The organism is Shewanella polaris, assembly GCF_006385555.1.
GTDB lineage: Bacteria > Pseudomonadota > Gammaproteobacteria > Enterobacterales > Shewanellaceae > Shewanella > Shewanella polaris.
Map to the genome: position 1 here is coordinate 1,896,760 of NZ_CP041036.1, position 20,889 is coordinate 1,917,648.

Annotated in this window: 21 protein-coding genes and 1 pseudogene; 13 read left to right on the top strand and 9 right to left on the bottom strand. The window is 38.7% G+C overall.

All coding sequences use genetic code 11. The features are described from left to right. Positions 1-180: 180 nt before the first annotated feature. From FH971_RS08305 to FH971_RS08315, 3 genes are all read left to right on the top strand, one after another. Positions 181-804 (top strand): 2OG-Fe(II) oxygenase, encoded by a 624-nt coding sequence (locus FH971_RS08305; RefSeq protein WP_137221104.1) that lies wholly within the window; start codon positions 181-183, stop codon positions 802-804. 173 nt (positions 805-977) lie between these two features. Then, on the top strand, positions 978-1,598 hold the full coding sequence (locus FH971_RS08310; protein ID WP_140233988.1) for a GNAT family N-acetyltransferase: 621 nt from the start codon (positions 978-980) through the stop codon (positions 1,596-1,598). A 19-nt stretch (positions 1,599-1,617) separates the two neighbouring features. Continuing rightward, positions 1,618-2,022, top strand: a complete 405-nt coding sequence (locus tag FH971_RS08315) for a hypothetical protein (RefSeq protein WP_140233989.1) — start codon at positions 1,618-1,620, stop codon at positions 2,020-2,022. Between the two features lie 49 nt (positions 2,023-2,071). Here the strand turns inward: FH971_RS08315 and FH971_RS08320 are convergent, their stop codons facing one another. From FH971_RS08320 to sbcB, 5 genes are all read right to left on the bottom strand, one after another. After that, on the bottom strand, positions 2,072-2,404 hold the full coding sequence (locus FH971_RS08320; protein ID WP_140233990.1) for a YdbL family probable chaperone protein: 333 nt from the start codon (positions 2,402-2,404) through the stop codon (positions 2,072-2,074). 14 nt (positions 2,405-2,418) lie between these two features. Beyond that, positions 2,419-2,577, bottom strand: coding sequence for a YnbE family lipoprotein (locus FH971_RS08325; RefSeq protein ID WP_137227286.1), 159 nt, complete (start codon positions 2,575-2,577; stop codon positions 2,419-2,421). Between the two features lie 63 nt (positions 2,578-2,640). Further along, complete coding sequence (locus FH971_RS08330; protein WP_140233991.1) at positions 2,641-5,811, bottom strand: intermembrane phospholipid transport YdbH family protein; 3,171 nt, start codon at positions 5,809-5,811, stop codon at positions 2,641-2,643. A gap of 410 nt (positions 5,812-6,221) precedes the next feature. Further along, positions 6,222-7,118, bottom strand: a complete 897-nt coding sequence (gene cdd, locus FH971_RS08335; protein WP_137221094.1) for a cytidine deaminase — start codon at positions 7,116-7,118, stop codon at positions 6,222-6,224. 45 nt (positions 7,119-7,163) lie between these two features. Beyond that, positions 7,164-8,579, bottom strand: coding sequence for an exodeoxyribonuclease I (sbcB, locus tag FH971_RS08340; RefSeq protein WP_137221092.1), 1,416 nt, complete (start codon positions 8,577-8,579; stop codon positions 7,164-7,166). 164 nt (positions 8,580-8,743) lie between these two features. Between sbcB and FH971_RS08345 the strand changes: the two genes are divergently transcribed. The 3 genes from FH971_RS08345 (at position 8,744) to FH971_RS08355 (ending at position 10,860) form a co-directional block, all read left to right on the top strand. Then, positions 8,744-9,550: a hypothetical protein gene (locus tag FH971_RS08345; RefSeq protein ID WP_137221090.1), complete on the top strand. Its 807-nt coding sequence runs from the start codon at positions 8,744-8,746 to the stop codon at positions 9,548-9,550. Between the two features lie 24 nt (positions 9,551-9,574). Further along, positions 9,575-10,396, top strand: a complete 822-nt coding sequence (rlmA, locus tag FH971_RS08350; RefSeq protein WP_137221088.1) for a 23S rRNA (guanine(745)-N(1))-methyltransferase — start codon at positions 9,575-9,577, stop codon at positions 10,394-10,396. A 257-nt stretch (positions 10,397-10,653) separates the two neighbouring features. Further along, on the top strand, positions 10,654-10,860 hold the full coding sequence (locus tag FH971_RS08355; protein WP_011637160.1) for a cold-shock protein: 207 nt from the start codon (positions 10,654-10,656) through the stop codon (positions 10,858-10,860). Positions 10,861-11,606: 746 nt separating this feature from the next. On the opposite strand, the gene FH971_RS08360 is transcribed toward FH971_RS08355, so the two are convergent. The 4 genes from FH971_RS08360 to FH971_RS08375 form a co-directional block, all read right to left on the bottom strand. After that, positions 11,607-12,506, bottom strand: a complete 900-nt coding sequence (locus FH971_RS08360; RefSeq protein WP_140233992.1) for an ABC transporter ATP-binding protein — start codon at positions 12,504-12,506, stop codon at positions 11,607-11,609. Continuing rightward, positions 12,503-13,336 (bottom strand): ABC transporter permease, encoded by an 834-nt coding sequence (locus FH971_RS08365; RefSeq protein WP_140233993.1) that lies wholly within the window; start codon positions 13,334-13,336, stop codon positions 12,503-12,505. The genes FH971_RS08360 and FH971_RS08365 overlap by 4 nt, the downstream gene beginning before the upstream one ends. A 35-nt stretch (positions 13,337-13,371) precedes the next feature. Beyond that, positions 13,372-14,025, bottom strand: coding sequence for a YceH family protein (locus tag FH971_RS08370; protein WP_140233994.1), 654 nt, complete (start codon positions 14,023-14,025; stop codon positions 13,372-13,374). A 107-nt stretch (positions 14,026-14,132) separates the two neighbouring features. Further along, on the bottom strand, positions 14,133-14,966 hold the full coding sequence (locus FH971_RS08375) for a CvfB family protein (RefSeq protein ID WP_140233995.1): 834 nt from the start codon (positions 14,964-14,966) through the stop codon (positions 14,133-14,135). A gap of 585 nt (positions 14,967-15,551) precedes the next feature. On the opposite strand from FH971_RS08375, the gene speA reads away from it, so the two are divergent. The 7 genes and pseudogenes from speA to FH971_RS08405 all read left to right on the top strand — a co-directional run bounded on the left by speA (position 15,552) and on the right by FH971_RS08405 (position 20,883). Then, positions 15,552-17,462 (top strand): biosynthetic arginine decarboxylase, encoded by a 1,911-nt coding sequence (speA, locus tag FH971_RS08380; RefSeq protein ID WP_137221078.1) that lies wholly within the window; start codon positions 15,552-15,554, stop codon positions 17,460-17,462. A gap of 246 nt (positions 17,463-17,708) precedes the next feature. Beyond that, the gene (locus tag FH971_RS08385; protein WP_140233996.1) at positions 17,709-18,638 is read left to right on the top strand and encodes an adenosylmethionine decarboxylase; all 930 of its coding nucleotides are present in this window, start codon (positions 17,709-17,711) and stop codon (positions 18,636-18,638) included. Between the two features lie 31 nt (positions 18,639-18,669). Then, positions 18,670-18,830: pseudogene (locus tag FH971_RS20705) on the top strand (agmatinase); the annotation flags it as partial. A 60-nt stretch (positions 18,831-18,890) separates the two neighbouring features. Continuing rightward, positions 18,891-19,019, top strand: coding sequence for a hypothetical protein (locus FH971_RS20525; RefSeq protein WP_338055595.1), 129 nt, complete (start codon positions 18,891-18,893; stop codon positions 19,017-19,019). A gap of 102 nt (positions 19,020-19,121) precedes the next feature. Next, complete coding sequence (pdxH, locus tag FH971_RS08395) at positions 19,122-19,760, top strand: pyridoxamine 5'-phosphate oxidase (RefSeq protein ID WP_140233997.1); 639 nt, start codon at positions 19,122-19,124, stop codon at positions 19,758-19,760. After that, a complete protein-coding gene (locus FH971_RS08400) occupies positions 19,760-20,257 on the top strand; it encodes a YaiI/YqxD family protein (protein ID WP_137227285.1) in 498 nt (165 codons plus the stop codon). The genes pdxH and FH971_RS08400 overlap by 1 nt, the downstream gene beginning before the upstream one ends. Before the next feature lie 50 nt (positions 20,258-20,307). Beyond that, positions 20,308-20,883, top strand: a complete 576-nt coding sequence (locus FH971_RS08405) for a YceI family protein (RefSeq protein ID WP_140235552.1) — start codon at positions 20,308-20,310, stop codon at positions 20,881-20,883. Positions 20,884-20,889 lie beyond the last annotated feature (6 nt).

The following is a 20,889-nucleotide window of genomic DNA, read 5'->3' on the forward strand; positions in this document are numbered from 1 at the left end:
ATTTTAAAGTTTTTTATATGTGTTGTCGCAGGTGGCTTTATTCTATACACTCGCTGCAAACGATCTGAGTATGGCAATCATACTGAGTTATGACGCCCCCTCGAAAATCAGGCCCTTGATGTCCTTTCTGAGCCCTTGAGTACAGTAAAAAGCGTAGTCTATTTATTGGATATGGCATGTATGGTTTCGCAAGTAAGTGAAGCAATGCTGGATGTGATCGCAGATGCGTTAGTCGAAAAGGGTTACATCCTTTTATCTGACATCATTCCTGAGTATGTAAGCTCAGCTTTGCTTGTAAAAATGCATGCTGAACAAGACATAAATTTTAAAAAAGCCGCTATCGGACGTGGTGTTGAACAACAAATCAACAGTGACATTCGTTCGGATAAAATCAGTTGGTTAGAAGAACAAGATCATGTTGACCGTGAATATTTAGCGATTATGAGCCAATTGAAAGATGGTTTAAACCGACGTCTATTTATGGGGTTATTTGATTTTGAAAGTCATTATGCTGTTTATGAACCGGGTGGTTTTTATAAAAAACACGTCGATGCACTTAGTGGTAGCCAAAATCGTATTTTATCAACAGTATTTTTTTTGAATCCTGATTGGCACAACAATGACGGCGGTGAATTGATTATTTATGATGAAGCCGATTTCCCCTTAGAAGTGATTAATCCGCAAATGGGCACTTTGGTGCTGTTTTTAAGTGAACGATTCCCACATGAAGTTAGGCCGACAATGAAAACCCGCAATAGTATTGCTGGTTGGTTTAGAGTGAGTCACGCCAATCACGGTTTTTGATCAAGCGATTACGTGCTTCTCGATACCTATTTGGCAATCGCTATTTATTAATAGCATTTAATCTTACGATAAGAATACTGTTTTACACTATTGATGAAAAACATTGCTGTTACTAGCTGTAAATCTATATGCAGTTAAGGTAATGTAACCTTTTACATTAGAGGAACGTTAATTTGAGCTGGATTAATAGACTAGATTGCTTGATAGGCGAACATGTGATTTTAGAGCCGCTGTCATTAGATCACGTTCCTGGTTTAACTCTAGCTGCCAGCGATGGTGAGTTATGGAAGCTGTGGTTTACACAAATTCCCAATGCCGAAGGCATGAAAGCGTATGTTGAATATGCTTTAACCTGCGAAAATAATGGTGAAGCGGTTGCGTTTGCAGTACGTGATAAAGTCTCTGGAAATATCATCGGTTGTACTCGCATTTGCCACTGGGACCAACCGAATCGCAGACTCGAAATTGGCTACACTTGGTATGCGAAATCCTATCAACGCAGTGCCATTAATACTGAATCCAAATTATTGTTACTCCGTTATGCATTTAACACTTTAGATGCAATTGCCGTTGAGTTCAGAACGCATTGGTGCAATCACGCCTCTCGAAATGCTATTGAGCGTTTGGGGGCAAAGCAAGATGGCATATTACGCAATCATAAAATTCAAGCAGACGGGACTATTCGTGACACGGTGATATTTTCGATTATTGAAACCGAATGGCCTCAAGTTGAACATTTTTTAACATCTCGTTTAGCGCATTATCAATTGTTAACATTATCTACTACTTTCTAAAAGACGAAGGGAAACAACCATGAACAAACCTGCTATGTGGATTTTTACGGTATCGGCTATGTGTGTGAGTATCACTGCACAAGCGGAAAGTGCAGCAGAAAAAGCATTTACTGATGAGTTACTTGAATGTGCAGCATATTATCAAATTAGTTCAGAAGCGATAGGCGCGATGAATGCTCCACAAATGAAAGCTGTGGGAGAGCGTTTAAAAACCTCTGCAGTTGATGCCGTGAAGATTGCTGGTAAGTATCGTGACCCTGCACAAGTTGATAAAGATGTAGTAACAGCTAAACAAAAACAAATTGCTCAACTAGGTGGGTCTAATAACTTAGGCGGCTTGATGTCAAAATACAAAGATTCTTGTAAATCGATAGTGACTGACCCACAAAAACGTTTAGATTATTGGACTATGGCAACAATGTAATGGGTTACTAAGTCTTTAGAAAATAACCACATTGAAGTTATTCAAGTGGTTATTTTTTTATCCATTCGCCTTGTTTTGTTTGGATCATATGTCCTGGTTCTGCTGCTTCAATGGCCTTTTGTGCTGCAAGTGCAGCAACATTATTAAGGCTAAGACCATTTCGATTAGCGATGATTTGATAATAGTATTTTCGTTTGCTATTGACGCTTAATACCAGCTGTTTCGCTTCTGGTGAGTCGACAACAATGCCTAAGTAACCATTAGGTTGCTCACCCACGATTCTCGCATTCTTAGCGTCTTGTAATGTCATAGCCCATGCATTGGCACACCAGAAGATACTCGCGAAACATATGGCGGTTATTAAAGTGAATGATGATTTCATTTAAGAAACTCCCGTTAAAATAACTCTTCATTACCAAGTAGATTCTCGAGATCTTTTTCCACTCTGATTTTAATTTCGTGTTCAATTTTAACGTTTAAATTGATCACAATAGGTTTATCCGGTGGTTCTATTTTTACCGTGGGCGTACAGGCGGTTAGCCACAACAATGCCATTGCGGTGGTGCAACTGAGTAAAATTATTGATGAGTATTTCACGTGGGCTATCCTTTTATGCTGCTATTGAACTTTGATTTCAATTTGGTTCTGTATCTTATTGCCAACTTGCGTGCTTCGGTACAACTGAATTAAGTTTTCTTGGTGGGTGTAATTAAGATGAACAGGGCGTTCAACCCCACGACTGTTTCCTTTTACACCAATGTTGATCACTGCATCCCCGTTGGGCGTCATATCAAACGTGCTTGCTAGTTCACTGTAGTTTAAATGCTCAAGGGCGGTAAAGACCAATTCAAGATAAGGCTGAGATAATTCTAGTCGATCAATTGCAGGGTTTCCGGCAACTTCAATTAATCCACCTGGTGCTCGTGCTGCGAGTTTCCCGCCTGCAATAGTGACTTTACCATCAACCAGTTCAGCAGGTAATACTCCATCAAATAAACCATTTGCTTTAACGCCTACCTGAGGTTGCTCTTGTAAAAATTTCTCTAAACTTAAGCCTTGTAACAATAGGTATCCATAGGATTTATCTTGCAGCTTGAGTACAAATTCAGGTAATAAAAAACGTCCATCTAACATATCACCACTGGCGGTAAGACTGACATTCGTTTCACTTAATCCAGTAACTTGTTGTAACCAGTTGGTCGGGGTTTTGTTTCCGTCTTTATTGAGTTCTATATCAGCATTTAAATTCAGGTTTGTCAGCGACAATCCCAACTTGGCTTGCTGTAAACTGATTGCTGTCTGTGGGCAAACTAATTGACTGTGAGCAAAGTGTTTTTCGGCTGCAGGAGTATTGGGACCATCGTGAATTTGCTGCCAATTAAATTGGCATTGGGCAAATACGTCACCGCCATTAAATGACTTATCTTGCCATTGTCCTGACAAGGATGATAACTGTTGTTGAATTTTCATTTCAAACTGGCTGGTGTTGTCTATTTCACTCAGTGCAAAACCAGCCACGAGTTTACTGTGACCCTGAATTGTAAAATCATTGGGTAAAGGTTGGACTTTTTGCAATGTTTTTAGTGCGGTTTCAATGTCGGTATCAAAGGTCCATTGGCCTGCGAGTGATAACGGACTTTTACTATCTGCAAATTTCAATAAGTGATAACTGCTTAAGTTAAGCGTATCTAATTGCCACTGCTCACTTCCCACTAACAATCCTTTGGACAAATTGAGCTGCTGAGTGACTTTTATATTATTAAGAGCAAGCAGTGGTTGACGGCGGTTTTTTCCCTGTTGCTTAGTGATATCGAGTTTGCTGATACGCCAAGTTATGTCATTAGTTGTAGGTTTTTGTAACCAACGTTCTAGCGACTTTTCGATGGATTCATCCAGATGTATTGCTAGCGCTATGCCTTGATTGATAGCTATATCGGTTTTATTAACCGAGGCTAATATGGTCGACAGTTTACTTTTGTCCGTTTGGGTTGTTTGCTGGACAATAAGTTGGCCAACTTGCAGCGTAAACGGAGACAGATTCAGTTGAGTATTTTTTTGTTTGAATGCCATGGTCGAAGTGTCATTAAGAACAAGTAAGAATGACCCCAATTGTGCAGACGTTTTTTTGGTCTGTTTGTTATGTTGTTCATTATCACTGGTCATACTGCTAAAGATACTCGTGTTATTCACGGCTACGTTGGAGCTTGGCAGTAATGACAGTTCGAGTAGATGTTGTTGTCGCTGGAATATTTTACCAACTAAATTGACCTTCGCATCTGACAAGGATAACTGTTCAAAAGGGATCTCAGGAAATAAAGTTTTAATATCAATAGTAATTGGAGTCACTAGAGATGCCGATACGGGAGTATTTTCACTAACGGTTACGGTAGTGTCGTTTTTGCTGAGAGTTTGAACTAGTGGTTGTTCTGGCTTGTCTGTTGTTTCAAGGGGCGACAATGTCATACCCCAGTCGAAATCACTGCTAAATTGTTGGTGGCTGTTGAATATAGTGTGCGCCAGTTTCAATTTGCTTTGGAGTAATAACCCTTTAATGCTAACGCTCAAGTCAGGGATTGATGCTTGTATTGGTAGATCATCATTTTGTAGCGGGATTACGACTTCAATAGGATAAGCCATAGCTACATCGATGCTGGCTAACTGAGAAGTTGATTTTGGGGTTAACTTATCAATGATATGAACTATTTGATTAGCGTTTTCATCGGCTAATAATGAAATTAACTTATTTCTGTCTTCTTGTGAGGGCGATAGTTGATAGTTTAGCGGGGCAATATCAAGCTTTATCGCGAACGCATCAGTGGTTTTACTCTTATCTAAAGAGGCTGCTACAGGGTAGTTACCTAAATTAAGCATCGCTTTAACCGGTTGTTGCGGCGTAAAATAAACACTGGGCCACAGTGGTGAGTGCAGGGATAATCCATCTATTGATTGTTGACTGCTCATCTCGCCGCTGATTAAGTCAATTTTACTGTTGGCAGTCCATTGACCTTCAATGGTCACTTGCTGTTGATGAATGGGTTGCAGTATTTTTGAAAGCTGTTTGTGCAAACCATAAAGCATATTATTGCTTTGTGGACCCTGTGAGTTTTGCTTACTGCTTAATAGATTTAAATATTGTTCTAATGACTCAAGCCCTTGATAACTTAAACCTAAATCAACAAGTGTATTAAATTGCCAAGCTTGTTTACCTAAGCTGGCATCGAGACTGAATAGCGGAAAATCGTTAAAACGCCATAACGTATCGAGCTGGCCATTTTGGGTCAACGTTAATTTATCCATCTTTAAAGTATGTTGCTGTGTTTTATCTTTATCTAATGCAGGTAACTTAATGGTAATCGCGCCTAGATCTATCATGGGTAATTTGGCGAGGTTAAGTTGTAATGTGGCAGGGGATTCTTCTGTTTGTTGTGATTGACGAATAAAAAAGCTATCACCTAAATCAACATAGACACTTTGGGTTTTGATGCTGACAATATCTTCGGCATTGATTTGTTGATTTTTAAGGACTTCGAGACTGTCTCGTAATTCAAGATTAAATTCTTGGATGGCAATATGGCTGTCTTCGACTTTTAGAATGAGTCGAGGAATGTGAATATGATCTAATGACACATATTCAGCATCGAAATTGAGCACTTCAATATGATTTTCGGCTAATAAGTTGTTGAGTATTTTAACCGTAAGTGGTTTGGCATTTTCAATAATGACCCACACTAAAGCGACTGTGCAAAACAGGATAAAGAGTAAAATCTTGTTAAGGGTAAATATGCGCAATAGTGACTCGCTTTACATTTTCTTGTTCATTGATAACGATGTGCTCGTCAATAATATTGTTGTTATATAAGATTGATTAACATCTCTCATGTTAACAATTCTAGTCGTTATCTGATTATTAAACGAAATAAATTATCCATATGCGGTTGTTGATTAAACCGCTTTTGTAAATGCGATATTATTGGCTAGTGAATAATTCAATTCAACTAATAAACAGTTAGTTGTCTAATATTATGACCATTAAAAACATTCATTAGCTTAGCATGGTATTAGCAACATATTGCAAAATATAATACATTATTAATTTAGGTTAAATGTAGTGTTAATCCAAATAAAAAAGGCGCTGATTAGCGCCTTTAGTTTGTCGGAATTAAGGAGGGTACTCTTTTAGATAACGAGCTTGCAGTTATTTATTCTTGCAATGGCTCTACAACAACATGTTGCAGTTCAACGGGTGCGATTGCATGCAAGGCATCCATTGCTGCACCGACTAAACTGATTTTTCCAACAGATGATTCTACTAATACAGCACGCTTTATTTCGCAGTATTGGCGGTTATGGCGGATTAAATTGGATAATGCCATTTGCATCGGTTGCATTGATGGGTTAAATGCCGCATTTTCGGCATAGCGGCCGCAAAAAGTGGCTCCATCGCTGGTCTCTAATACCACTGCTGCATTGCAATTGGTATAGGGAGCATAACTGAGTCCCATCTGGTCAATGGCTTCTATGATCATTGGGTCATCAGAATCGCAGCAGAATTCTTGTTCACGTTTGCATAATAGTGGCACGGTCACGTCTAAATCGGCAGGTCCAAAGGCATAGGGTAAGTAATGTGCCAAGGTTTGAGTTTCTTGTTGTGGTAGATGAATGTTAATTTTACTGCCGTTAACAAGTTCATTCATAAATTGACGACAGTGACCGCAGGGACTGAAATTAATAATAATATCTACAATTTCTGTCTCACCACCTAACCAAGCATGGCTGATGGCACTTTGTTCAGCATGTACTGAGTGGAATAATGCTTCACCGGGTAATTCTAGATTCGCCCCCATGTAAAAGTCGCCACTGGCACCTTTTACAATAGCGCCAACATAAAATTCACTTATAGGTGGATTGGCCAGTGCAGCAGCAATAGGTAATAACGCCATGAGTACTTGTTGCTCTGTTTGACCACTGGCGTTAACCAAAATCGCAAATTGTTCTTTAGCAATATGACCGCAAAATTGGTCATTCAATAATGGCACTAGCGCAGTGGCCAAAGGCTTGTCTAGTTGAGTAATGCTGTCTAAAAATCTATTTTGCATTCCCTTAATCCTTAGATGAAATAAATCGGGTAAAGTGAAAGTTCACTATAATGACTGTAAGTATTGATATAGGGCTTTTAATAGCTTTTGTTTATGTTCATTCTCGCTGGTTTCTTCGACCAAGTTCTCGAGTTTTATCACATAATCAGGATCTGATAATCGTTGTTGGCAGAATTCACGCCATTTGCGTGCCTCATTGTCGCTTAATGTTTCTGGGTAGTTACGAGCCCGGAAACGAAACAACATTTCATTGATCCGCGGATCATCGAATTGTAATGCTAATGCCGCTAAATTGTGTGGTGCCGTGTGGCAAATAATATCCATTTTAGCTTTATCGGCATGGCTGAAAAATCCCCCGCTATAAAGCATTAAATCTGGATCCGTAATGGGTTTACGATCTGATTCAAGTTCAAACACTTGGTTAAGCTTTTCACGCAATTCGGGATGGTTTTTTAAGCGTTTATATTGTTCACGCGCAAATGCTTTATCAAACTGTAATTTTACAGCCACTTCGTCGTCAAGTAATTTTGGCGAACCAATGAATGGACATTTATTGAGATGGATTTGTTTTAATGGAATAGCAAGTTCGTTTTCGGCTAAGTTTTGACGAGACGTGTACATGCGGTCGCTTATTTCTTGAGCTGACAATTCCAACAATGGCGAGATATCCATGGCCAAATTAACGCAAATAACCGCGTTTTTATTAGTCGGATGGTATGCAACAGGCGCGATTAACGTAGTACAACCTTGTAATGCACTAATTTTTGAGCTGACATGAACCAAGGGTTGCATTTTTAATACATCAATATGGTCCGCAACCGCTTGTTTACGTCTTAAATTGAAATAGTATTCGTATAGTTTGGGTTGTTTTTGCTTTATCAATTTAGCCATAGCAATGGTTGCATATACATCTGACATCGCATCATGGGCTTTTTCATGACTTAAACCATTCGCTTGGGTCAATAATTCCAATTTAAAACTGGGTGAACCATCTTCTTTTAATGGCCAATTAATCCCGTCTGGACGAAATGCATAACAAGCTCTAACCAAATCGATAATATCCCAACGTGAATTACCGTTTTGCCATTCTCGAGCGTAAGGATCAATAAAATTACGGTAAAAGCCGTAACGACTCACTTCATCATCAAAACGTAATGAGTTATAGCCGACTACGCAGGTATTGGGTTGGCTGAATAACGTATTGATACGTTTCATGAACTCAGCCTCTGGCACGCCTTTAAGATTCGCCAGTTGCGGGGTAATACCGGTAATTAAAATAGCTTCAGGAGACGGTAAGTAGTCGGGTGCGAGTTTGCAATAAAAGGTTTCAGGTTCGCCGAGAATATTAAGTTCAAGATCGGTTCGAATACCCGCAAACTGTGATGGACGATCTTTACTTGGAATTGCCCCAAATGTTTCGTAATCGTGCCAAAATAATGTTGGTTGAATTGCGTTAGTCATAGTCAATATAAGATCCTTTTCGCGATTAAAACCATGTTAACATTTCTCAACATAAAAATGATAATGAGATAATGATCAATACAATGTTTCTTGATAGCTTTATATATTGATGACAAATGACGCTCTACTCGTTACAGTTTGGTTAAGTAATAAAGGAATTTCCAATGCATCATCATGTATATACTCAACCGTGCGTTATTGAAATCACTCAACCGACAGCGTTGACACTTTGCTTACCCGACAGTGTGAGTGATTTATTGGTATTATCATCTATGGGCAATCCTTTGGTTGAGTTTGTCGTTAGCCAAGTTAATCACACTCAAGCAACATTAATTATTCGTTTTCAACCGTTCTTAACATCTATTTTTGAACATTCGCAGTCATTCGTTGACACGCGTAAACAGCAACGGTGTATAGGGCAAGCGATCAAGTTATACCCTTCAATGGGAATAGCACCTAGAGTGTGTATTGAACAGCTCAGGAAGGGTTTGACTATTAATATTCACGCTGATGAAAATGTGTATTTTAATTTACCTGCCGACGCTCGTTTTGAATTAGTGACACTAGAAAATGACTTACGATTACTGAGCGAGCCTCAAGCACTCGTGATGGCCAAAGCAATATTAGGGCGTAAGTTTGACTATGATGAGCCATCTAACATGCTGGCTGTTCATATCAGTGAGTTAGAACAAGTTCGTCGAGATTTACGTGATTATCTTAGTGGCGAATCGGGTAAAATCCATCCTGGAGTGTCAACGGAACTATTAAAACTCGATCATTTATTGCAAAATAAGCATCAATGGTTGTTACATACTTATCATCAATCGCTGGAACGTCCCAATTTGGGACGCCCATCGAATGAACAACTTTACAATATTGAACAACTACAACGTAAATTAGATTGTTTTGAGCTATTAGCCCCTAAAGATTTGTCGGATATGGTCAATCAACTATGCGATGACGATTTTTAATTTTGAGTAACCTTAGAGTCCTCCATGTCTTATATTTGCCCTATTTGTAACGCCCCATTAGCACAAAAACAGAACACTTGGCAATGTGAACAGCGCCATCAATTTGATTGTGCTAAAGAAGGTTACGTTAATTTATTGCCTGTACAAAAAAAGAAAACTAAAGATCCCGGCGATAACAAAGAAATGATGCTCGCCAGACGAGAGTTTCTTAATCAAGGCTTTTATCAACCCTTAAGCGATAAAGTTAATCAGTTAGCGCTTGAGTACACGAGTGGTGCACAAAAAATACTCGATATCGGTTGTGGCGAAGGATATTACAGCCATCGATTATTCGAAACGCTACACTCGGTGGTAAAACCCAATTGTGAGCTTTATGGACTTGATATTTCTAAGTCTGCAATTCGTTATGCGGCTAAGCGCTACTCAGCATTACATTTTTGTGTGGCGAGTGCTTTTGAAATGCCTTTCGCTGATGATAGTTTTGATTTAGCCATCCGTATTTATGCGCCGTCTAAAATTGAAGAGTTACAGCGTGTAATCAAACCGGGTGGAATACTCATTACTGTTTCTCCTGGACCGATGCATCACTATGCTTTAAAACAAAAAATTTATAGTGAACCTAAATTGCACCCACAAGAACCTATGGTGTTAGATGGTTTTACTTACTTAGCTCACCAAGCGTTAGCCTATCCATTAACATTAACTCGTGCGGAAGATATTGATCACTTTCTTAATATGACTCCCTACGCTTGGAAGTTAAGTGACTCACAGAAGGCACAGATAATAGAGCAAGGACTCGAGTGTGAGATAGATTTCAAAATTGAAATTCATCAACGCGAACAATAAACAATCAGATGATTGATATAAATAACTATTTGATGCTCAAAGATAAACCATTTTTTCAAGTCACTAAATAAATGCCATTGTTTTGTGGATGTTTGTTGACTTATCCTAAAAATGGTTTATAGTTTACTCAGCTTGAAGGTTGGGCTTATATTTATCAATACGATCAGTTTCGTCCTGTAAACATAAGTAATACCGGCATTTTCCAGCTTTACTGCCGTTAAGGCTTTAACTATTTTTTTTTACAGGATTTATATATTATGTCTCAAGTTACTGGTGTTGTTAAGTGGTTTAACTCTGATAAAGGTTTCGGATTTATTGAGCAAGAGTCTGGTCCAGACGTATTCGTTCACTTCCGTGCTATCAACTCAGACGGTTTTAAAACTCTTGACGAAGGTCAGAAAGTTTCTTTCACTGTGACTCAAGGTCAGAAAGGTCCTCAAGCTGAGAACGTTTCAATCGTTTAGTATTTAGCTTCTGCTAAGTGTTAAAGATTTAAAACTGTAGCAATTTATTGCTGCAGTTTTTTTTGTGTTTTTAATATGTATTGTCATCATGCTAATCGTCTAATCGTCTAATCGTCTAATCGTCTAATCGTCTAATCGTTTGTTGTACCTCATTTTATAATCTATTCATCTTATCGTTCGCCCAAATAATTGTTGTAGCACATTGGTAACTGATCGTTTCAAAAACACTCAAGTTCCTCGTTCAAAAATGGTAAATATAGTTCAGTTGCTTTGGGAGCAAGCAGGGCAGACCTTTACATCCCTAGCTCCAGTGCCTTTGTTTAATGTTCTGATAAAATAAGGTCTTGTTCAACATTAAGCTTGCTGGTATGAATGGGGTTGGGTTAATTTCATAGCATTGAGTCAGCTTATGAGGCTTCTCGTCATTCAGATTACTTTGTCTATGAGCTATAGTGTGATGTTAAGGGTAGAATATTTATTTTTTACTATAGGTACTGAGGGATAGAACACTTTATTGCACTTTTTAGACGCCTTATTGAGTATTAGTTTTCGGCGTTTAAGGGGTAATCATATTGACTAGATACGTCAGTAATAAACAAAAAATGCCATTGTTTATTAATTTGGTGAGTTTCACTTATTAATAAACAATGGCATTAGATACTGATGCTTATGACGTTTTTGTTAGGCCTTTTTACGCAAACTTATTTTAACCAATACAAATACGTGGTTTTACATTTGATGATGAGTTAAGAAAACAAGGTTTCTTCTAATGTCCGGCCTTTAAGTAATGCTTTATATTGCCAATGGTGAGCTGTAAACAGCTCAAACAACTGCATTTCAATAGCAAAGCCAGATTGTTTTTGGTATTCGATAACATACTGCTCATCACCGATGCGCCTTACTTCAATAATATCATTAAGGCCTAATAACTGCTGATGGAGGCTGTCCATGTCACATTGTTTCATTGTTAGTGTGATGAAGTCAGTCGCTTGACTTGCTTTAATTGATACCGATTGCTGCAACTTACCACGTTCAAGGTAGACAACTTGATCACATAGTTTTTCAAGTTCATCAAGGTTATGTGAACTGATCACAAAGGTTGTATGGTCAGATAAGTCTTTCACAATTTGACGAATTTTTTTAGCATTCGCCGGATCAAGTCCAGCGGTCGGTTCATCGAGCAAAACAATCTTAGGTGAACCTATTAGTGCTTGCGCAATAGAGACTCGTTTACTCATCCCATGACTTAAACTTTTAGGTTTAGCCTCAGCGGATTCACTAAGGTCGACAAGTGCGAGAACTCTTAATGCTTCTTGCTTTGCTGCCGATGCGGTCATGCCTTGTAATTGTGCAAAAAACTGTAGTTGCGACACAATACTAAAATTGGGATCTAGTGCTGCATCTTGTGGTAATGCCGACAATAGCCCTTGTAATGCTTTGCTACCGGGCTTATGACCTAAAATACTAATACTACCGTTGGTGGGTTGAATATAACCACAGAGTAAACTAAATAGCGTAGTTTTACCTGCTCCATTTGGGCCCACTAATGCAATAGGGGCACCTTCGGTAAGAGTTAACGATACGGTGTCGAGCGCAAGTTTATTGCTATATTGTTTAGAAAGGTTGTCACATTGAATAATACTCATAGCGCACTCCGGCTCATTAATACTTTACCAATAAATAAAATAACCGCAGTTTGCAGTAAGGGAATGGGGGCAAGTGCTAAAGAGCTTAACCCTTGAGTATTGATCAAACTCGAAATTTGTGAACCTGGGAGTATCCAGTTTAACCAGCTTAGTTGTGGGAAATTCATATTAATTATGGCAATAACAATCGATACTACAGCCCATAAAATAATCGCAAATATACTCGCCTGTCTCGCAGAGTTTGCATATAACGACAATACCGCCATGGCTGCAGTATAAGGTAGTAACACAATCACAAGATTAATCATGACTAATAAACTGGTGGTTATTGAAGGTACTAACAAGGACATGTCACGGGTTAAGGCCAATGCAATGGTGGCTAACAATGTTAAAACAATAAGCATTAATTGGATAAACATTTGACCTAAAAAACGACCAAAGAACAAACTGGTACGACTTACTCTTAAGGTTAAAAACCGCAAGCTACCACGTTGTTTATCTGAGCTAAATTGATCTGCGGCGATAAAAATACTGAACATTGGAAACAAGTAGAGTGCCGCTAGCCAGAATACCGCAAATTCAGCAACTGGCCATTCGAACAGATGCTGTAAGCTTCCTGTTCCAAAGAGAGCTTCTGTAAAGTCTTTAAAGTTCGGCTGCATGATAAATTCAGAGGCACTTTTAATTGGATAAATAAGTAAAATAGCCCAAATTAACATGAAAGCAATTAATGCGACCATACCGCTTTTATTGGTAAAACGTTTGGTTAGCTCATATTTAGCTAATAACCAAATATGAGTAAGTGTCGATGGTGGGGCGGTACGATCCATAATGTTTTCCTTGACTGTTTAACGGAAAGCGTAAATTAGTTTAATAAGCTTTCTAGTTTTTCGAGTTTCTGTTCAAGTAATTCAACTCTTTGTTCTAGTTCTACAATCCGAGAATCTTGCTGTAAAGTTTGTTGAGTGTGAGTTGACACTACAATGGCATCACTGCTGTTCACTTGATAGTCTTCAACGTTACCACTAAAGCACTCAAGGAAGCGGCAATCACGTTTATTGGCTTCTCTAGCAAGTTGAATCACTAACGGTTTTTCTCGTTGGCTTAATGCCAGTAATGCTGTTTCAACCTGTGACATATCAATGAAGTCGTGGAGACGATTAGTGCGAGTTTTGAGCTCTCCAGGTGTTTGTGCTCCACGCAACAGTAAGACACAAATTAATGCAACTTCAGCACTGTTTAATTGCAACTCACTGAACTCGGTATTACAAAAACGATGTTTATATTTTACCACTCGGCTGCCAAAACCTGATTGCTCACTGATCAGGCGTTTTTTTGTAAGGTCATCTATCACTGTTTGCACTTGGGATTCGCTAAGTGACATAACAGGTTCACGACTGCTTTTTTGGTTACATGCTAAAGTGAGTGAATTTAATGACAGAGGATATTGATCTGGAGTAGTGAGTTCTTTTTCGAGTAAGCAACCGATAACTCTAGCTTCTAGTTGGGTTAATTCCATACACAGTATCCTTTTATATAGAAAAGCATGATTCTATTACTTTTATAACAGAGCCATGCTTTTTCTCAAAGGATTGGACTAGTTTAGCAAGGTTAATCGATTATTGTTCACACAGTTAACCGAATACCGTCACTTTCGATAGTAATTTCACCTGCTTTAAATAAGCCACCAATTGATTTTTTAAACGCTTTTTTACTCATACCGAGTTTGTCATAAATAACATCTGCATCGGTTTTATCGTGCAGTGGCAGAAAACCATTTGCACTACGCAGTTTATTAATAATTAAACGGGCATTTTTGTCTAGCTCGTCTTTGTCGCCTTTTTGAAGCACAAGATCAATTTTACCGTCACTGCGGATGGTTTTAATATAGCCAGTCACCTTCTGACCAAAACGAAGTTTTTGAAATACTTCATTAGCATAAATGACACCCCAATGCTCATTATTGATAATGGCTTTATAACCTAAATCTGTGGTGCCACCGATGATCAAGTTAACTTGTTCACCTTCTGTATAGTGAGCTTCAGTTTTGTCGACAAACTTATCCAGTTTAGAAGAGGCCATAATGCGCTCATCGGCATGGTTAGCATGAACATAGACTAAGTATGAATGACCTTCTTCAGCAGGTTTGTGTTGCTCACCAAAGGGAAGTAACAAATCTTTGTCTAAGCCCCAATCTAAAAAGGCACCAAATGGTCCAGTGGCAATCACTTTTAAATAAGCATATTCACCTACTTGGGCTAATGATTTTTGGGTGGTAGCAATCACAATGTCTTCAGAGTCTAGGTAAAGAAATACATCTACCATATCCCCGACATTACATCCGGTAGGGACAAATTTATTAGGAAGCAAGACTTGTCCAAGCTCTTGAGCATTTAGATAAACCCCAAAATTGACTTGTTTAATGACTTCCAATGAATAACGTTTACCGATTTGTATCATGAATGACTCTACTTTAGTTAAAAATGAAAAGATGATCGCAGCAAAAACACGTAATTATACACGTAAATTTAGATCGCGTTGTGTCAATTATTCACTACCTAAAATCATTTGTGGTTATCTGCATCTTGGTTGATGTTTATGACAACGATTGTAGATGAATTTTTCTGATGATTAACGTGGTAATTTGCTTGCAATACACCTCATTGCAGGTTTTAATTGCGCCGTTTTTATAAAGGCGATACGGTGACTCGTTTTCTATTGTAAAGTGAACTAAGCATGAGCTTAATCAGTAAAATACTTGTTACTGCCTTAATCTGATGTTCAGTTAGCCAAATTTGCATGCTTTGTGAATATCTGCGTAAGATGCTCTATGTAAGAAGATGCCAAAGATGATAGAAAAGATCATATGAGATTAGGCAATAACATTGCGCCTTTGTTTTTTCTATCACAGGTTTTTCAGTCATAATCACAATGCTGAATAAACTATTTTTTTCTAAGGTAGCCTTTTGGGTTATCTGGATTTTTAACAAGTAGCCGCCACCAATTAAGGCGCTGCTAACTTTGATACAAATACGGAAAATAATTATGTCTGATTGGTCTATCGAAGATGCTCGCTCGGGTTATAACGTGACTCACTGGAGCCAAGGTTTTTATGGTATTCGTGAAGATGGTGAAGTGACAGTGTCACCTAACCCACAAAATCCAGATCATAAAGTTGGCTTAAATGAATTAGCCAAAAGTATGGTTGAAGCAGGTGTTTCGTTACCGGTATTAGTCCGTTTCCCGCAAATCTTACACCATAGAGTGGAAAGTTTATGCGAAGCATTTAATGATGCAATTAAGAAGTACGATTATCAAAATGATTACTTGCTGGTTTACCCGATTAAAGTAAACCAACAAAAAACGGTGGTTGAAGAAATTTTAGCCAGCCAAAAATCGAAAGAAGTAAAACAGTTAGGACTTGAAGCTGGCAGTAAGCCAGAATTAATGGCTGTACTTGCGATGGCACAAAAAGCCAGCTCAGTAATTGTATGTAACGGTTACAAAGATAAAGAATATATTCGCTTAGCATTAATTGGCGAAAAGCTTGGCCATAAGGTTTATATCGTTCTGGAAAAAATGTCAGAACTAAAAATGGTATTAGCTGAAGCTAAAAATCTCGGTATCACACCACGTTTAGGTTTACGTGTACGTTTGGCTTTCCAAGGCAAAGGTAAGTGGCAAGCCAGTGGTGGCGAAAAGTCTAAGTTTGGCCTGTCTGCTGCACAAGTATTGAAAGTGGTTGCCGAACTGAAAAGCGTTAATATGCTTGATTCTTTACAGTTATCACATTTTCACTTAGGTTCGCAAATTGCCAATATCCGCGACATTCGCCAAGGTGTGAGTGAGGCTGGTCGTTTTTACTGTGAATTACGCCAACTTGGTGCCAGCATTGATTGTTTCGATGTCGGCGGCGGGTTAGCGGTTGACTACGATGGTACCCGAAGCCAAAGCAATAACTCAATGAACTATGGCTTGAATGAGTATGCCAACAATATCGTCAATGTATTAACGGATTTATGTAATGAATACGAGCAACCAATGCCTCGTATTATTTCAGAATCTGGTCGTCATTTAACCGCGCACCATGCGGTGTTGATTACTGATGTGATTGGAACTGAAACCTATATACCTGAAGAGATTAAGCAACCAAATGAAGACTCACCACAATTGCTTCATAACATGTGGCAATCTTGGTTAGAAATCTGCAGTGGTTCTGATCAGCGTGCAATCATTGAAATTTATCATGACAGTCAGAGTGATATTTCTGAAGCTCACTCTCTGTTTGCCGTGGGCCAATTGAGTTTAGCGGATCGCGCTTGGGCCGAGCAAACTAACTTACGTGTTTGCCATGAAGTGAAGGGGTTATTAAGTAACAATAACCGTTATCATCGCCCAGTGATCGATGAATTAAATGAAAAGTTAGCCGATAAGTTTTTCGTTAACTTCTCATTATTCCAATCATTACCGGATGCATGGGGTATTGATCAAGTGTTCCCAGTGTTGCCGTTATCGGGTTTAGATAAGGCACCAGAGAGGCGTGCGGTTATGTTAGATATTACCTGTGACTCTGACGGTATTGTTGATCAATATGTTGATGGTCAAGGCATCGAAACTACCTTGCCAGTGCCAGCATGGAGCGCAGACAGCCCATATTTGATTGGTTTCTTCATGGTGGGTGCATACCAAGAAATTTTGGGCGATATGCATAACTTGTTTGGTGATACCAACTCTGCGGTTGTGCGTATTGATGAGCGGGGATTAAGCCAGATCGAATCTGTTTTAGAAGGCGATACAGTAGCTGACGTTTTACGTTATGTAAACTTAGATGCGGTTGACTTTATGCGCACATATGAAGAGCTTGTGAATCAACATATTGTTGAAGAAGAGCGTGCCAGCATCCTAGAAGAGTTACAGTTAGGTCTTAAGGGTTACACTTACTTAGAAGATTTTTAATCTTATCGACTAAGTGATGTTAACTTGTGATTAAAAAAGCCTAGTGACCTCAGGTTGCTAGGCTTTTAAGTTGCTAAGATGTTTGTAACGACTCAGATAGCTATCACTTATGTCTATTTCATCGTTGAGAAATGCTCATTTGAACCACTAAACTAGGTTTTTTACCTTGAACTAAGTTAGCGTAAGTATTTACATTGCATCTTAATACAAACATCTTTAATTAGAATCGGTACTGAGTAGTTACAAATGTTTTTTGAAGGTTCAGAAAAAAAATTAGAGATTATTGTTAATGCATCCGCGCCTAAATTACGATCTTTAGATCAAGCATTTTGGCTGGAGCTTGTTGCTGCCTCAAATGCAGATATTTTATCTAGTATAAGTAATGAATATTGTGATGCTTATTTACTGAGTGAATCGAGTTTATTTGTATGGGATGATCATATCGTTATGCTCACTTGTGGGGCTAGCACCTTGGTCGAATCGGCTTGTTACTGCATTGAAAGTCTAGGTGAGCAAGCTATTGCGTATGTGTGTTATCAACGCAAAAATGAATATTATGCCCATTTACAAGCAAGTTCTTTTGGTGATGATGTACTTAGGTTAAGGCATTTTATCGCCGGACAAGCCTATCGAATGGGTCATTTAGATAGCCATCATCACTATATTTTTACCACCGATAAAAACTATCAAGCCAGCCAGCTCGATACCACCAATGAACTGCTGATGTATCATATTTCTGGTACGGTAGCGGACTATTTACGTGGCGATCAACAATCAATTGTTCAGATTAGTCAGATGCTACAGCTGAACCAATTATTTGATGGTTTTAGTATTGATCAGCATTTATTCAGTCCGTTAGGTTATTCGATCAACGGTATTCGTGGTTCTGAATATTTTACAATACACATTACACCCCAAGAAAACAGTTCTTATGTGAGTGTTGAAACTAACATTGATATGAACTCAACTCAGGTTAATATTTTTGCTGAACTGGTAACATTATTGCAGCCTAACAGCTGCGACCTTATTGGCTTTAATAGTAATATTGCCGATAAGCCCTTTTTGAATTACTTGTGTTTAAGCCATTGCGCGATGACAATTAAACAAGGCTACAACATACATTTCAGCCATTATCAGCAAGATAGCTTAGAAGTACTAATACCCACATTATTGTAATTATCGGCATTTACCATGTTTGGGATAGTCTATGACGACCTGCGCAGAAAAAGCTGATTATTCGCTTTATTCAAACGCATTTGGCTGTTTACGCCAATAATTTAATTTTAAACCATAGAATCTGACGCAGATGTTGTGGTCGTTGTTTTACCTTTTGACATGGCAACATCAGGTTGTTCTGGTGGTCGAATGATGGTTCAACCAGTGATAAAACGATGAAAAATCATTCGTGGATGACCTGGGTTGAATATTGTGGGTATGAATGTGGTTGAAGTTACCCCAGCTTATAACTCAGCTAATATTACTGCATTCGCAGAGGCCACTCTGGGACTTGAAATGCTGCACGTTTGGGTAGAAGGTAAAGGCTTAATTAAAAAGTGATTTAAACTTTGCCATTAAGTTAATAAGCCAACCTGTAGACGTTGGCTTTTTTGTGTATCCTCAGCGTAGAATAGGTCATACAAGGTTTAATAAGGAACCAAGATGAGTGATTTAAGTGATATTCGCCGTGAATATAGCCAAGGTGGATTGAGGCGTAGTGATTTACCCGTCAATCCAATGGATTTATTTGAAAAGTGGATGCTACAAGCCAAAGACGCTGAATTAACTGACCCAACTGCAATGTGTGTGGCGACGGTTGATGAAGATGGTCAGCCATTTCAGCGTATTGTGTTACTCAAAAAATTTGATGATAACGGTTTTGTGTTTTTTACTAATTTAGAAAGTCGCAAAGCAAAACAGATAGCTATTAACAGCAAAATTAGTTTATTGTTTCCTTGGCATCCACTTGAGCGCCAAGTGGCTGTACTTGGCCAGGCTGAGCCATTGTCTATGTTAGATGTAGCAAAATATTTTATGTCCAGACCCAAAGACAGTCAAATTGCGGCATGGGTATCTAAACAATCCAGTAAAATTTCAGCCAGACAAGCCCTAGAAGGGAAGTTTGCCGAAATGAAAGCCAAGTTCGCCCAAGGTGATGTGCCATTACCGAAATTTTGGGGGGGATATTTGGTGCGTCCAACCAGTATTGAGTTTTGGCAAGGCGGTGAACATCGGTTACATGACCGATTTATTTACACTAAAAATGATGCTGATTGGAATATAGATCGGTTGGCACCTTAATGAGTGTTAATGAAGTGGAGCAATTAGCTGTGATAACCAATAAAATCTGGGTTGATGCTGATGCTTGTCCCAATCCAGTTAAAGAAATGCTATTTAGGGCATCTGAGCGTAAGTCGGTACGATTAGTGTTAGTAGCTAATCAAATGATTAAAGTTCCTATATCACCATTAGTTAGTATGATACGAGTGAGTTCGGGTTTTGATGAAGCTGATAACTACATTGTGGAACAAGTAGTGAAAGGGGATTTAGTTATTACAGCTGACATTCCTCTTGCATCAGATGCTGTTGATAAAGGCGCACTAGTATTAAACCCTCGAGGTACTGTGTATACAGTTGAAAATATTAAACAGATTCTGACTATGCGTGATTTTATGGAAGAGATGCGCAGTAGTGGTATACATACAGGCGGTCCGAATAGTTTTTCGCAAACGGATAAACATGCGTTTGCACAAGCGTTAGACAAATGGCTGGCTAGATTGATCCCCAGCAAGTTATAACCAAAGATTAAACTATACTTAATCTTACTTTCAATACAAAGGACTTTATGATGAAAAAATGGTTACCTTTTCTCGCTGCGAGTTTGCTGAGTACATCTGTGATGGCTGGCGACTGGCAAATCAATCAAGATCATTCTCGGGTGAGCTTTATTTCTATAAAGAAAGCTGATATTGCCGAAGTGAATCATTTTAAACAAATTGCTGGGTCATTAACGGATGCGGGGGCTTTTTCGTTATCCATTGATTTAAGCAGTGTTGATACTGGAGTTGAAATTAGAGATCAGCGATTACAGACAGTATTATTTGAAGTTGCTCAGTATCCAAAGTTAACCTTGGACGCAATAGTAAATCCCAAATTGTTAGCCGGATTAAAAGTCGGTGACACCTTAACCACTCAAATTGAAGCTACCATTAATTTTCATGGTCAGAAACAACAGAAGAGTTTTGAAGTGTTAGTGGCTAAATTGTCGGATAAAAAAATGGTAGTGACAAGTTTAGCGCCAGTGATTGTTCAGGCAAATGAATTTGGTTTAGTGTCCGGTGTCGAAAAACTCAAAGAAATGGCAGGATTGCCAAGCATCAGCTTGGCAGTGCCAGTGTCATTTGTGCTAACCTTAGCGCAATAGTCATTT

Bases quoted from the DNA above. Each gene is read 5' to 3' on its own strand.
- speA (WP_137221078.1), top strand. From the start codon at position 15,552: ATGTCTGATTGGTCTATCGAAGATGCTCGCTCGGGTTATAACGTGACT.
- FH971_RS08370 (WP_140233994.1), bottom strand. From the start codon at position 14,025: ATGGAATTAACCCAACTAGAAGCTAGAGTTATCGGTTGCTTACTCGAA.
- FH971_RS08405 (WP_140235552.1), top strand. From the start codon at position 20,308: ATGAAAAAATGGTTACCTTTTCTCGCTGCGAGTTTGCTGAGTACATCT.
- FH971_RS08345 (WP_137221090.1), top strand. From the start codon at position 8,744: ATGCATCATCATGTATATACTCAACCGTGCGTTATTGAAATCACTCAA.
- FH971_RS08325 (WP_137227286.1), bottom strand. From the start codon at position 2,577: ATGGCATTGTTGTGGCTAACCGCCTGTACGCCCACGGTAAAAATAGAA.
- FH971_RS08385 (WP_140233996.1), top strand. From the start codon at position 17,709: ATGTTTTTTGAAGGTTCAGAAAAAAAATTAGAGATTATTGTTAATGCA.
- FH971_RS08400 (WP_137227285.1), top strand. From the start codon at position 19,760: ATGAGTGTTAATGAAGTGGAGCAATTAGCTGTGATAACCAATAAAATC.
- FH971_RS08360 (WP_140233992.1), bottom strand. From the start codon at position 12,506: ATGAGTATTATTCAATGTGACAACCTTTCTAAACAATATAGCAATAAA.
- FH971_RS08305 (WP_137221104.1), top strand. From the start codon at position 181: ATGGTTTCGCAAGTAAGTGAAGCAATGCTGGATGTGATCGCAGATGCG.
- FH971_RS08320 (WP_140233990.1), bottom strand. From the start codon at position 2,404: ATGAAATCATCATTCACTTTAATAACCGCCATATGTTTCGCGAGTATC.
- rlmA (WP_137221088.1), top strand. From the start codon at position 9,575: ATGTCTTATATTTGCCCTATTTGTAACGCCCCATTAGCACAAAAACAG.
- sbcB (WP_137221092.1), bottom strand. From the start codon at position 8,579: ATGACTAACGCAATTCAACCAACATTATTTTGGCACGATTACGAAACA.
- FH971_RS08365 (WP_140233993.1), bottom strand. From the start codon at position 13,336: ATGGATCGTACCGCCCCACCATCGACACTTACTCATATTTGGTTATTA.
- pdxH (WP_140233997.1), top strand. From the start codon at position 19,122: ATGAGTGATTTAAGTGATATTCGCCGTGAATATAGCCAAGGTGGATTG.
- cdd (WP_137221094.1), bottom strand. From the start codon at position 7,118: ATGCAAAATAGATTTTTAGACAGCATTACTCAACTAGACAAGCCTTTG.
- FH971_RS08375 (WP_140233995.1), bottom strand. From the start codon at position 14,966: ATGATACAAATCGGTAAACGTTATTCATTGGAAGTCATTAAACAAGTC.
- FH971_RS08315 (WP_140233989.1), top strand. From the start codon at position 1,618: ATGAACAAACCTGCTATGTGGATTTTTACGGTATCGGCTATGTGTGTG.
- FH971_RS08355 (WP_011637160.1), top strand. From the start codon at position 10,654: ATGTCTCAAGTTACTGGTGTTGTTAAGTGGTTTAACTCTGATAAAGGT.